This window comes from Bacteroidia bacterium (assembly GCA_019695265.1).
Taxonomy (GTDB): Bacteria; Bacteroidota; Bacteroidia; order JAIBAJ01; family JAIBAJ01; genus JAIBAJ01.
Window position 1 is genome coordinate 1 of the sequence record JAIBAJ010000015.1, and the last position, 12,693, is coordinate 12,693.

Consider the following 12,693-nt stretch of genomic DNA (forward strand, 5'->3'; position numbering starts at 1 on the left):
GCAATCACCAAAGCAGTAGGATTGGCATTTCCGATATCTTCTGATGCTAAAATGAGCATTCTTCGGGCAATAAAAAGAGGGTCTTCCCCTCCTTCAATCATCCGGGCGAGGTAATATACCGCTGCATTGGGGTCGCTACCCCGTATGGATTTTATAAAAGCCGAAATAATATCATAATGTTGTTCACCTGTCTTGTCGTAGAGTGCTATGTTTTGTTGGACAATTCCGAGAACTTTTTCATCTGTAATTTCGATAGAGTCTTGTCCCAGGTTTTTGACAACTAATTCGAACACATTCAGCAATCGTCTGGCATCACCACCTGACAATCTATAGAGTGCTTCTGTTTCGAGGAGTTGGATATTTTTTGATTTAAGAAAACCATCTTTTTGCATTGCCTGGGATAGGATGGAGAAGAGGTTTTCGTTGCTAAGGTGTTTGAGTACATAAACCTGGCAACGGCTGAGCAAGGCTGAAATTACTTCGAAGGAAGGGTTTTCGGTGGTGGCACCGATCAGGGTAACCCATCCTTTTTCAACAGCACCGAGCAGGCTATCTTGTTGACTTTTGCTAAATCTATGTATTTCATCAATAAATAAGACCGGGTTATTGGTTCCGAAAAACTGGTCACCTCTGGCCTTTTCAATTACTTCACGAATGTCTTTCACTCCGGAGTTGATGGCACTAAGGGAGTAGAACGGACGTTTAAGGCTATGTGAAACGATATTGGCCAGGGTAGTTTTTCCAACACCCGGAGGGCCCCACAGAATCATGGAAGGAAGCAGTCCACTTTCGATGGCACGACGGAGCACGGCATTAGGACCTGTTAAATGTTCCTGGCCGATGTACTCGTCCAATGTTTTTGGGCGCATTCGTTCGGCTAAGGGTATATTTTCATCCATGATACAAAGGTAAACTCCAACTTGAAAGATGGATTAAAAATGGAGGATTTTAGTTGGAATTTTAGTGATTAGAAATAAGATGAAAATTTTAGGATTCTTTACAGGCGAATTTAATCATGATTAGAGCCAATGTTTAAGTGTGTATCTTTGTTGAATGACGATTGAATCCATCCATGAACAATTTGGACCCGAAGCCCAGTCGGATATAGATATTTATGATGGATATTTTGTGTTTTTGAGGAAGGACGGGATCATGCAAATTCAATATTTCAAGGATCAAAGTTATGGGGTTGAGGATGCTCGTAAAATATTAGATTCTTTCAGGAAATTAGGAGGTGGAGAGAGGCGTAAGGTATTAGCAATTTACCACCATAATAATTTGTTTGATCAAGAGGTTATGAAATTAATAGGAAGTGAAGAAGTGACAAGGCCCTTAGTTAAGGCTGATGCGTTGGTAACGAATAGTTTAGCTTTGAAAATACTTATAAATGGATATTTTCATGTGGTAAAGACACCTCGCCCTATTCGGATTTTTAACAACAAGGATGAAGCTGTAACTTGGTTACATGGCTTAACCATCGAATAAGTGAAGTTCTAATCCCTGTTCTAAAATAAAAGCTAGGAGCAAGACAGGTTGTTATTGCCTTATAAGTTTGGTGTAAATCAGATGGTGTTTCAGTGGTTCTGTAATGAAATGTAAACAATTACTTACGCATATTAGGCATATTTCGCATTAGTTTACTCATTTGTTCACGGTTAGTAAACATTTTCATCATTTTTCTAGTCTCATCAAATTGATTGAGTAATTTATTTACTTCCTGTATGGAAGTTCCACTACCTGCTGCAATACGTTTACGGCGGTTACCATTAATAATAGCCGGGTTTTCTCTTTCAGCCGGAGTCATGGAAGAAATGATAGCTTCAATTCCTTTAAAGGCATCATCACCAATTTCAATATCCTTCATTGCTTTGCCCATTCCGGGAATCATACCGATTAAATCTTTCATGGAGCCCATTTTTTTGATTTGATCGATTTGCTTCAGGAAGTCGTTGAAATTGAATTGGTCTTTTGCTAATTTTTTGGTGAGTTCGCGTGCTTGATTTTCGTCAAATTGTTGTTGAGCTCTTTCAACCAAGGAAACGATGTCACCCATACCTAATATACGGTCTGCCATCCTCTCCGGATGAAATACATCCATGGCGTCCATTTTTTCACCTAAACCGACGAATTTGATGGGTTTAGTTACAACGCTACGGATACTTAGGGCAGCACCACCGCGGGTATCACCATCCAATTTGGTGAGAATTACACCGGTAAAATCAAGGGTGTCATTAAAAGCTTTAGCAGTATTTACGGCATCTTGCCCGGTCATACTATCTACCACAAACAAAATTTCGTTGGGTTGTAAAGCTGATTTCAATGACGCAATTTCATCCATCATTTGCGCATCAACAGCCAAACGACCGGCGGTATCGATAATTACAACCGAGTGACCTTTGGATTTAGCATGATTGATAGCGTTTTTAGCGATTTGAACTGCATTTTTGGTATCAGGTTCTGCATAAACTTCCACTCCAATTTGTTCACCAAGCACTTTCAATTGGTCAATCGCTGCCGGGCGATAAATGTCACAAGCAACAAGCAATGGGTTTTTACCTCTTTTGGTTTTGAGGTGGTTTGCTAATTTTCCTGAGAAGGTTGTTTTACCACTTCCTTGAAGTCCGGCCATCAGAATTACGGTAGGGTTTCCTCCTAATTGGATATCAACCTTGCTTCCACCCATTAATTGGGCCAATTCATCATGAACCAATTTTACCAAAAGTTGTCCTGGCGAAACGGAGGTCAATACATCCTGGCCTAGAGCTTTTTCCTTAACTGTGTCGGTGAACTGTTTGGCAATTTTATAGTTAACGTCGGCGTCGAGCAAGGCTTTTCTAACTTCTTTCAAGGTTTCAGCAACGTTGATTTCTGTAATTTTTCCTTGGCCTTTCAATACTTTAAAGGCTCTGTCCAACTTTTCACTTAAATTTTCAAACATGTTTCTTTCGTTTTAGGATGTAACAATTGTATTAAAATTGCTTCAGAATTTCAGGGTGCAAAGAAACTGATTTTTTTGCTACTGAACTCAGTGTTAAAGCAGGAAAATTTGAGCGATTAATTCCGGCATTTTCAACATTTCCGTTTCAGTAGAATTTGACTTAAAATGAGTTGAATGAATGTACCAGCGGTTGAGCCTGATGTTTTATTGGCTCATTTTATCCAGATAGGATTTGTCTTTGTCTAAAATTCCCTTCCCAAGAAAATAGATATCATCTGATTGGATATTGGTTAGGTAGGAGGGGTTGTTTTCAAGGAGACTTGAACCCAGGTAGAACCAGTCATCATTTTTTATTTTTTCCAATTCAGCCTTATTTTTTAAAACCAAGGCTCTGCCTAGAAAGTACAGATCATCGTCCTTGACAAACTTAAGCAGAGTCTCTTTTTTTTCGAAAATGGATTTTGCCAAATAATAAATATCGTCGTTTTGGATTTTTGATAAAACTAAAGTGTCATTAGTTATTCGGCTGTACCCAAGGTAATGCAAATCGTTTCCGGAAATGGATTGAGCGAGGGAATTAAAAGAAAACCCAATGGTTATACTAAAGGCAATAAACCATAAATAGGCCGTTTTTTTTTCAAAAATCTGGGACTCAATCATGGTAGCAATACAGTTTGCTTTAAAGGAGAATTAGAGAACGAAGGTAGATAACATTTTTGGGAAAATCGAGGTTGATTTCTCAAAGATTGCTAATTCAACACTTTTTCAAATTTCCCATTTAATAATTTAAAAGTGAAAACACCCAGCTTAATTTGTTGTCCTTCTTGCATTTCATTCAAATCAATTGCCTCACCGGTCATGGTATGAACGGTGCCTCCTGTTGCTTTGGCAATATCAAGGTAACGTGGATTAGGTGAAAAGCGGCTTGCACATAGAATAATATGAACCGGCTTGGTTAGTTGAGAAATCAATGCTAAATCACGCGGAGTGGCTAGGTTATCGGCAATCATAACCAGACTTTCGCAGGAAGGGCAAGCTTCCTGAGCTCTTAATAAGGCTTCGATGTTGTTTTCAGATTTATCACCACCATTGTTGCAGGCTTTAAGTAAAGTTTCTTTTACCTGCTCAAAGGAGGAGCAGTCGGTACTGTATATACCTCCTGTATTGCCTAAGGATTTATTTACATCCAGTTTGCCGTCGCCATCATTAAAGAAAAAGGCTTTGGAGAAGTTCTTTTTGGAAATATTTTTTTTGAGCCAACGCATGGTTTGTGCTAGGTAAGGCGACATACTGGCGGTTACATCAATAACCAAGGCGGAATTTTTCCAATTGTGTTTATCTAACGCTGTTATTACAACTTCTTCGGCTGCTTTGTCAAGCCGTTCAAAACCAGGAGGTGGTGAAGATTTTACCTCAGGTGAGTTCCTGCCAGACGGAAAAAAGGTAGAATTATTAATTAATTCACCGGGTTCGGCCTGGCATTTCCCCTTGGTAAATTTAATAGGAAGCATAAAATTGGTAAGTAAAGCATCTCCATTAACACGACCAACTTGCCAATCGGGCATATTTTGTATAGCTTTTAGTGCAATATCGTCGCATGGTTGGCCAATGCCTAAAGCCACTTTAGAATACCGTAATTTCCCCATGGTGTCTATGGTGAATTTGAGGTTTACCTGGCCATTGCAATTGCAACCTGGAGGATTAGGACTGCTTAATAGGACGCCCTTCAAATAGGTTTTGAATTTTTGTTCACCTCCGATAAATTGTGTGGGTAGGGTAGGTCCAGTTTTTGCAGGAGGAAATTTTTTGGGACCTGGTTTGGAATTGTCAGGTTCCGGGGTTTTCAATTTATTTTTTGGCTTTTCCAGCATATCCAAAAAAGCGGATAATTTGGCAATCTCGGTTGAATAAGCCGTACTATCTGTTCCCGGACGGTAGGTAATTAAAAAACCATGGAACATTTTCCGCCCTTCTTGCAGGTTAGGTACAGCGGTTTGTCCGGTTTCCAAATAGGCTACGCCATCTTCTTGGGTTATACCTGGAATAAACTTTTCAAGTTCTTTCCAGCGTTTTTGGTTCAAGAGATTTTGATTGAATTTTTCACTGCGTTGAAATTTGGTATAGAAAAGTTCAATTCTAAGTACTTCAAAATGCCTGATTTTTTCTAAAGTTTCAGGATTTAAAATGGTAGGTTTGTCATAAGGTGTCCTTACTAAAACCTGCCATCCTTTGATGCTTGTGGTATCAAAGTTTTCTACCAATCTGGCCTTGGTCATTTGGGCGTTGGTAGAAAATGTTAAACCAAGAAAGGTAAGCAGCGTAATAAACTTAGTTTTCATAGGCAATACAAGCCAAATGTTTAACGTTTCAACCCAAAACCGAAAAATGAAAATTCTTTTCAGTTCACCTTTCAGGAAAACGTTGGTTTTCCTTTTTTCTTGTCTAACCTACATCCTATTGGCTGCCATGCTATTTTCGTCATGCAGTTCGCAAGGCCATGTCAGAAAATGCGATGGTTCCAGAGGTACCCGAGTTCCGATGGGTGTGTTGTAAATTATGAAAACAAGGGGAATCCACCCATCAAGTCGTTTACATCTTTTCGAACCGAAGCAATAACTGTTTTGTTATCGAGGTTCATCAAGGTTTTATCAATTAAATCGACAATTTGAGGGATGTAAGGTTCTGTAATTCCTCGGGTTGTTATGGCTGGTGTACCTATTCTTATTCCACTGGTAACAAAAGGTGATTTGTCATCAAATGGAACCATGTTTTTATTGACAGTAATATCTGCCTCCACCAAACCATTTTCGGCTTGTTTACCTGTTAATCCTTTGGATCGCAAATCAATTAGCATACAATGGTTATCTGTTCCTCCGGATATAATTTTATAACCTTTTTTCACAAAGCAGTCAGCCATTACTTTTGCATTTTGCACTACTTGAACGCAATAGTCAAGGTATTCATCGGATAGAGCTTCTCCAAATGCAACGGCTTTTGCAGCGATTACATGTTCTAATGGGCCTCCTTGAGTTCCGGGGAAAACTGCTCCGTCCAATACAGCACTCATCATTTTCAATTCTCCTTTAGGAGTGGTTTGGCCAAATGGGTTTGGAAAATCTTTTCCCATCATAATAACCCCACCTCTTGGACCTCGAAGTGTTTTATGGGTGGTTGTTGTAACGATATGACAATGAGGCATAGGATCGTTTAGTAATCCTCTGGCAATTAATCCGGCGGGATGAGAAATGTCGGCCAGTAATAATGCTCCAACCTGATCTGCAATTTCGCGAAGGGTTTTGTAATCCCAATCGCGTGAGTAAGCAGATGCTCCACAAATAATTAACTTGGGTTTTTCTTTTTTTGCAGTATCTGCAATTTTATTGAAATCAACTCTTCCTGTATTTTCCTCTACACCGTAAAAGCTTGGTACATATAATTTTCCTGAAAAGTTAACTGGTGAACCATGGGTTAAATGACCACCATGGGAGAGGTTAAATCCCAGAATTTTATCGCCCGGATTCAGACAGGCCAGCATAACTGCAGCATTGGCCTGAGCTCCGGAATGAGGTTGAACATTGGCCCATTCAGCATTGAACAAAGTTTTTAACCTGTCTATTGCAAGTTGTTCAACCTGGTCAACCACTTCACATCCCCCATAATATCTTTTACCAGGAAGTCCTTCTGCATATTTATTAGTCAAAACCGATCCCATGGCTTTCATTACCTGGTCACTAACATAGTTTTCTGAGGCAATTAGTTCTATCCCAACTGTTTGACGTTTTTTTTCTTTGTTGATTAGGTTGAAAATCTGGGTGTCGCGTTGCATGTTTTGACAATTTTTAATGGGGCGAAGGTAAGTTAGATTACTGGAAGGAAAAATAACCCATCTTTGGAAACTTCTACAGGTTATTAACCAAATCTATGGAGAATCCTCAAAAGCCCAAGCGGAAAATGCAACAGGTTAGTTTTAAAACCTTAGATGATTTTTGGGAATTTTTACCTGCCGATGAAAAACTTATTTGCAGGAAACTGAGAGCATTGGTTTTGGATTGTATCCCGTTTGCTACGGAGCAACTTTCGTATAACGTTTTGTATTTCAAAGGACACCGAATGATTTGTTTTATCTGGCCAGCCTCTGTTGGATGGGGAGAAAATCAAAATTGGAAGGGTGTTAGGTTTGGATTCGCATATGGCAACTATTTGGTGGATGAGGAAGTTTATTGGGATAAAGGAAGCCGAAAACAAGTGGTTTGGAAAGACTTTCAATCTATCTCAGATATTCAATCCGATATCATTAAGGACTTTTTATTTCAAGCGTATGAATTAGATCAAGGACCTAAACCAAAATAGGTAAATAAAGGAATTTCCTGGCAATTTAACAGGGTGTATTGTGATATTATTTTGTTTTATCCAACACGATAAACAAAAGCAAAAAGGTTTAACAAGGTTTGAAAATCAAACATATACCTTTGTGACCTGTTTACTTAAAATATGAAAAAACTTTTTACAACCATTCTGGTAGGAGCTGTTTGCCTTACCCTGAACACCCAAGCCCAAATTAGTCACGGAGGTCAACCGCTTTCAAACCATTTCCCTTCTTTATTTAAGTCGGTGGAAGGTGTGGAATTGACAGCTCCAGACCCTTCTAGCCTTTTGGCAGAAGATCAGGATAGGGCAGTAAAAGGTAGTTTATATCGAATTGGGACTTCCCTTTTGACAGATATAAAGCCTACAAATTCAGGAACTTGGACTCTGTTGCCGGACGGAGGAAAAGTTTGGAGATTGCAAGTTTCGGCTTCCGGTGCTAAAGCTTTGGGTTTTTATTTTGACCAATTCCATTTACCAGTAGGTGCTCAATTGTTTGTATACAATGAAAATAAATCCCAGGTAATTGGAGCCTTTACTTCTGAAAATAATCATGAAAGCGGCTATTTTGCCACCGAAATGATTTTTGGATCTTCAGCCATATTGGAATTGTACATTCCATTGAAATCAAAAGGTTCCAACCTGCAATTTCACTTAAATGAGGTGGCATATTTTTATAGAAATGTTTATGCTCCTAAGGATGCCAAGGATTTTGGAGATTCAGAAAGTTGCGAAGTAAATGTTAATTGTTCGGAAGGGAATAACTGGGCTAACCAAAAAAGAGGTGTTGCCAGAATTATGGTGAAAGCCGGAAATCAGTATGGATGGTGTTCCGGTTCCTTAATTAATAATACCAATGTGGATTGTTCTCCATTATTCCTAACTGCTGACCATTGTTCTGAAGGAACCAGTGCCAGTGATTTAAATCAATGGGTTTTTTATTTTAATTACCAGGCTTCAGGATGTACCAATCCTGCTTCACAAGGAACTCTTGCCAACCAAACCATGACCGGTGCCACACTTAAGGCCCAAACAACCGGAATGGGAAACCAGGATAGTGACTTTTATTTAGTTCTTCTAAACAACAATGTACCTCAATCTTATGCCCCCTATTTTAACGGTTGGGATAGAAATAATACAGCATCAACGGGAGGAGTAGGTATTCACCATCCTGCCGGTGATATCAAGAAAATTTCAACCTATACCGGAACATTGGTTTCCAGCACGTATGGAGGAACAGTTGCCAATACACACTGGAGAGTTACCTGGGCAGGAACAGCCAATGGTCATGGTGTAACCGAAGGAGGTTCTTCCGGTTCTCCGCTTTTCGGAAGCAATGGATTAATTGTTGGTCAATTAACAGGTGGAAGTTCTTATTGCACCGCACAAACTTCTCCTGATTTATACGGTAAGTTTTCGTATAGCTGGACTTCGAACGGAGCAGCGGCTAATCGTCAATTAGCACCTTGGTTGGATCCTTCTTCTTCCGGAGTTACAACCTTGGCAGGCGTTAACCAGCCATGTGTTCAGGTGGATCCCCCGGTAGCAGATTTCACTGCCAACAATACGGTGGTAGGTATTGGTCAGCAAGTAAATTTTACTGATTTAAGTACCAACTCTCCAACCAGTTGGAGCTGGAGTGTAAGTCCAAACACATACACCTATGTTCAAGGTACTTTTCCTTCTTCCCAAAACCCTAAAATGACTTTTTCAAGTGCGGGTTATTACACCATTACCTTAACTGCAACCAATGATGGAGGTTCTGATACAGAAGTGAAAACCAATTATATTTTGGTTACTTCCGGTGGACAAACTACGGTTTGTGATACAGCTTTCTACTTTGATGGAAGGTATTATGGTGGTAGTAACTTAGGGGCGAATTTTAGTCTGGATGCTACTAACTACGATACTAACACACCTTTTGATGCCACCAACTACAGCACAGAATGGATGTCGTTTTATGAATTGCCAAGCGGTACTGATACCAACTGGTATTTAGGTAGCCTTTCCTACTTTGATGCTGTTGCAACCAGCAACGATTGGTTAACTTTCGGTCCAGTTTCTATTCCGGCGGTTGGTGCTACCTTACATTGGCAACATTTACTTCCGGATAATGATTTCAGAGATGGATACTCGGTAAAAATTTCAACCGTTGGTGCCACCGTTGCAAACCTAAATGCAGGTGCAACTTTGTATTCTGCTACGGATAATGACCCTTCCACAGATGGAGATACCGTATGGACTGATCAATCCGCAGTTATTTCAGCAGCTACCTATGGAGGACAAAATGTTTATATCGGTTTTAAACACGTTTCAACCGATATGTTCTTCCTTTTGTTGGATAATTTGTACATCGATTATTGCACCACTATTCCGGTAGGAATATCTGAAAATGATCAATTGGTTTCTGTTTATCCTAACCCGAGCACAGGATTAATTACTATTTCGGGTCTGCTTGCTGATTCCCAGCTAAGTTTATCCGACCTTTCCGGTAGGAAATTGCTTGTTCCTATTTCTTCCAATGCCGGCCAGGCTCAAATGGACTTGTCCAATTTGGCCAATGGAATGTATCTGGTAAATATTTCCAATCAGGGTCAAACAAAAGCCTATAAAGTTCAAGTAATAAAATAGACTTGTAATAGCTCCCATTTGTTTCTTGTTCCGTTTTATCTTTGCCACATGCTCGATAAGATAAACGGAATAAGAAACGAAGCGGAAAGCGAAGTGTTGACTTCGGCAGAAGCTACTGAAAATTTTAGAATTAAGTACCTTGGCAGAAAAGGATTATTGAATGATCTTTTTGAAGCCTTTAAGCTTGTTCCGGGACCTGAGAAACGTGATGTTGGTAAGGCCTTGAATGAGCTTAAATTGTTTTTAGAGGCCAAGTGGCAAACCGCTCAGGAGAATACCCAAACTTCTGTGAGCCAGACCCAAGGACTTGATTTAACCTTGCCCGGTGAACCCTACCAATTAGGAAGCAGGCATCCATTGTCCATCGTTCGTGGAAAAATTGCTGGAATTTTTGAACGAATTGGTTATACCGTTGCCGATGGACCTGAAATTGAAGACGATTGGCATAACTTCTCTGCCTTGAATTTTCCCTTGAACCACCCGGCTCGGGATATGCAGGATACCTTTTTTGTTGAAAATCCAACAGGAGATGAACCTTTCGTTTTAAGAACACATACTTCCTCGGTTCAGGTAAGAGTAATGGAGACGACTCAACCTCCCATCCGAATGATTATGCCGGGTCGAGTGTATCGGAATGAAGCTATTTCAGCCCGAGCTCATTGCTTTTTTCATCAGGTAGAAGGCTTGTATATTGATAAAGATGTTTCATTCGCTGAGTTAAAACAGACATTGCTGTACTTTGCTCAGGAATTGTTTGGAAAAGATGTTCAAATTCGTCTACGTCCAAGTTATTTCCCATTCACAGAACCTAGCTTTGAGGTGGATGTTTCTTGCAGCCTTTGTGGTGGAAAGGGATGTAATATTTGTAAATATACCGGCTGGCTCGAAATTCTTGGCTGTGGCATGGTGGATCCCAATGTTCTCGATAATTGCGGAATTGATAGTAAACAATATACCGGCTTTGCTTTCGGTATGGGAATTGAACGAATTGCACAACTTTTATTTCGAGTTCCGGACTTACGCCTATATTCGGAAAATGATTTGCGTTTCTTAAATCAATTTAAAGCAGAAAGGTCTTAATACTATGTCACAATTTATCCCTGATCTCAGCAATATGGTTTCTTCATGGAACAATTTTGAGCGCAGAATGGCTCAACTTTTATCCATCGTGTTTCAACCTATGTTTATGCCATTGCTGACTGCCTGGATGCTTTTTAATAGCCATACCTACATCGATTTTACCTCCGAACCGGTTGTTAGAAAGTTCGTTTACCTTACCTTACTTCTCACCACCGTTATTTTGCCGGTTATGGTATTTGGTTATCTTTTTAGAAAAAAGATTATTACCACCTACCATATTGATAAACGGGAGGAACGTAAGTATGCATTTGTGGTAACCATCTTCTTTATGGGATTAACGTATTGGATTTTTTCTCAAACCAGTTTGCCTTCCATTTTTTACGCCATGATTATTGGTGGAATGATTTCAATCCTCATCTCAGCCCTCATTACTTTACTTTGGAAAATTAGTATTCACATGATGGGTGTTGGCGGTTTGGTTGGATCGGTGGCCGGACTTTCCTACTTATTAAAAATGGATCTTTCCTCCATGATTTATTTTTCTTTGTTTATTTCCGGACTAACCGGGTTTGCTCGTTTGAAGTTATTTGCTCATACACCTGCTCAAGTTTACTGGGGCTTTACTCTTGGAATTGTTGTTATGTTCTTGACCGTTGTTGGTTTGGGCTGATTGTATTTTTATGAAAACCTTTCTTACCTATTTAAAATTAATCCGCTGGTTTAACCTCTTTATGATGGGGGTAACCATGGTTTTAACCCGGTATTTTTTATTGAATACCTTTTTGTTGGCAAAAGGTTTGGAGCTGTCTTATCCAACCTTTGAGTTTATTTTGGTAGTGCTTTCTACTGCCCTAATGTCGGCCGGAGGTTATATTGTTAACGATATTTTTGATGCCGAAGCAGATACCATTAATAAACCCAATAAATTGTATGTTGGAAAAGATATTTCTGTGCAAAATGCCTGGACTTTGTATTGGATTCATACTTTACTTGGACTTGCAATTGGCGTTTTTCTAGCTTACCGCATCGAATTGCTTTCTTTAGCCATTGTGCCTTTGCTAATTATTGGCCTGCTTTGGTTTTACACCACCACCTATAAAAAAATGCCCTTGATTGGAAATGTTGTCATTTCTGGTTTTACTGCGTTTGTTCCTTTGGTAGTTGGCTTGTTTGAACAAATCGCCGAACAAAAAAGCTATCACATGGCTTTTATAGATATTAAATTTGTAATGGGTTTTTCTGTTTTTGCCTTTCTGATTTCGATGGTTCGTGAAATTGTGAAGGACCTCGAAGATATGGAGGGTGATCATGAAACAGATTGCCGCACTATGCCTATTGCCTGGGGTGTGCCAATTAGTAAAGGAATTGCCTTGCTTTTTGTGTCGGTCTTATTGGTTGCGTTGGGTTATTTGGAATACGACCAATGGGTTAATGAAGACAAGTTTTCCTTCTATTATTTCACTTTGTTTATTTCCTTACCAGCTTTGGTACTTGCTCTGGTAATTGCCCGAGCTAAAACAAAAAAGAATTTCGGAACAGCAAGTTTATTGAGCAAAGTGGTTATGTTAACCGGAATTTGTTCCATGGTGGTGTTTTGGTATACCCTTAGACCTTATTTTCCTAAGCCTGCTCAAGCCCAGGAAGTAGTACCTCAAGCTCAGGTTCAGGTTGGATACTAA

General features: G+C 39.6%; 12 protein-coding genes. 7 read left to right on the forward strand and 5 right to left on the reverse strand.

The genetic code is table 11. From position 1 onward, the window contains the following. Nucleotides 1–899: replication-associated recombination protein A (locus K1X82_04030; GenBank protein ID MBX7181260.1), on the reverse strand; the 899-nt coding region annotated here is incomplete at its 3' end. A 154-nt stretch (nt 900–1,053) separates the two neighbouring features. Between K1X82_04030 and K1X82_04035 the strand changes: the two genes are divergently transcribed. Then, nucleotides 1,054–1,485 carry a hypothetical protein gene (locus K1X82_04035; protein MBX7181261.1) on the forward strand — a complete coding sequence of 144 codons (432 nt, stop codon included), beginning with the start codon at nt 1,054–1,056 and terminating at the stop codon, nt 1,483–1,485. 118 nt (nt 1,486–1,603) lie between these two features. Here the strand turns inward: K1X82_04035 and ffh are convergent, their stop codons facing one another. The 3 genes from ffh to K1X82_04050 form a co-directional block, all read right to left on the reverse strand. Further along, nucleotides 1,604–2,938, reverse strand: a complete 1,335-nt coding sequence (gene ffh, locus K1X82_04040) for a signal recognition particle protein (GenBank protein MBX7181262.1) — start codon at nt 2,936–2,938, stop codon at nt 1,604–1,606. A gap of 204 nt (nt 2,939–3,142) precedes the next feature. After that, nucleotides 3,143–3,598 carry a hypothetical protein gene (locus K1X82_04045; protein MBX7181263.1) on the reverse strand — a complete coding sequence of 152 codons (456 nt, stop codon included), beginning with the start codon at nt 3,596–3,598 and terminating at the stop codon, nt 3,143–3,145. A gap of 89 nt (nt 3,599–3,687) precedes the next feature. Then, nucleotides 3,688–5,277: an energy transducer TonB gene (locus K1X82_04050; GenBank protein MBX7181264.1), complete on the reverse strand. Its 1,590-nt coding sequence runs from the start codon at nt 5,275–5,277 to the stop codon at nt 3,688–3,690. Between the two features lie 46 nt (nt 5,278–5,323). Here K1X82_04050 and K1X82_04055 point away from each other — a divergent pair, with 46 nt between their 5' ends. Further along, on the forward strand, nt 5,324–5,491 hold the full coding sequence (locus K1X82_04055) for a hypothetical protein (protein ID MBX7181265.1): 168 nt from the start codon (nt 5,324–5,326) through the stop codon (nt 5,489–5,491). Nucleotide 5,492: 1 nt separating this feature from the next. On the opposite strand, the gene K1X82_04060 is transcribed toward K1X82_04055, so the two are convergent. Then, nucleotides 5,493–6,764: a serine hydroxymethyltransferase gene (locus K1X82_04060; protein ID MBX7181266.1), complete on the reverse strand. Its 1,272-nt coding sequence runs from the start codon at nt 6,762–6,764 to the stop codon at nt 5,493–5,495. 95 nt (nt 6,765–6,859) lie between these two features. Here K1X82_04060 and K1X82_04065 point away from each other — a divergent pair, with 95 nt between their 5' ends. From K1X82_04065 to K1X82_04085, 5 genes are all read left to right on the forward strand, one after another. Then, a complete protein-coding gene (locus tag K1X82_04065) occupies nt 6,860–7,288 on the forward strand; it encodes a DUF1801 domain-containing protein (protein MBX7181267.1) in 429 nt (142 codons plus the stop codon). A 141-nt stretch (nt 7,289–7,429) separates the two neighbouring features. After that, nucleotides 7,430–9,934 carry a T9SS type A sorting domain-containing protein gene (locus tag K1X82_04070; protein MBX7181268.1) on the forward strand — a complete coding sequence of 835 codons (2,505 nt, stop codon included), beginning with the start codon at nt 7,430–7,432 and terminating at the stop codon, nt 9,932–9,934. A 48-nt stretch (nt 9,935–9,982) separates the two neighbouring features. After that, nucleotides 9,983–11,014, forward strand: coding sequence for a phenylalanine--tRNA ligase subunit alpha (pheS, locus tag K1X82_04075; protein ID MBX7181269.1), 1,032 nt, complete (start codon nt 9,983–9,985; stop codon nt 11,012–11,014). Nucleotides 11,015–11,018: 4 nt separating this feature from the next. Further along, entirely contained in the window at nt 11,019–11,684 is a 666-nt protein-coding gene (locus tag K1X82_04080; protein MBX7181270.1) for a hypothetical protein, read from the forward strand. A gap of 10 nt (nt 11,685–11,694) precedes the next feature. Next, the gene (locus K1X82_04085) at nt 11,695–12,693 is read left to right on the forward strand and encodes a geranylgeranylglycerol-phosphate geranylgeranyltransferase (GenBank protein MBX7181271.1); all 999 of its coding nucleotides are present in this window, start codon (nt 11,695–11,697) and stop codon (nt 12,691–12,693) included.

Bases quoted from the DNA above. Each gene is read 5' to 3' on its own strand.
- K1X82_04060 (MBX7181266.1), bottom strand. From the start codon at position 6,764: ATGCAACGCGACACCCAGATTTTCAACCTAATCAACAAAGAAAAAAAA.
- K1X82_04080 (MBX7181270.1), top strand. From the start codon at position 11,019: ATGTCACAATTTATCCCTGATCTCAGCAATATGGTTTCTTCATGGAAC.
- K1X82_04050 (MBX7181264.1), bottom strand. From the start codon at position 5,277: ATGAAAACTAAGTTTATTACGCTGCTTACCTTTCTTGGTTTAACATTT.
- pheS (MBX7181269.1), top strand. From the start codon at position 9,983: ATGCTCGATAAGATAAACGGAATAAGAAACGAAGCGGAAAGCGAAGTG.
- K1X82_04085 (MBX7181271.1), top strand. From the start codon at position 11,695: ATGAAAACCTTTCTTACCTATTTAAAATTAATCCGCTGGTTTAACCTC.
- K1X82_04065 (MBX7181267.1), top strand. From the start codon at position 6,860: ATGGAGAATCCTCAAAAGCCCAAGCGGAAAATGCAACAGGTTAGTTTT.
- K1X82_04045 (MBX7181263.1), bottom strand. From the start codon at position 3,598: ATGATTGAGTCCCAGATTTTTGAAAAAAAAACGGCCTATTTATGGTTT.
- ffh (MBX7181262.1), bottom strand. From the start codon at position 2,938: ATGTTTGAAAATTTAAGTGAAAAGTTGGACAGAGCCTTTAAAGTATTG.
- K1X82_04070 (MBX7181268.1), top strand. From the start codon at position 7,430: ATGAAAAAACTTTTTACAACCATTCTGGTAGGAGCTGTTTGCCTTACC.
- K1X82_04035 (MBX7181261.1), top strand. From the start codon at position 1,054: ATGACGATTGAATCCATCCATGAACAATTTGGACCCGAAGCCCAGTCG.
- K1X82_04055 (MBX7181265.1), top strand. From the start codon at position 5,324: ATGAAAATTCTTTTCAGTTCACCTTTCAGGAAAACGTTGGTTTTCCTT.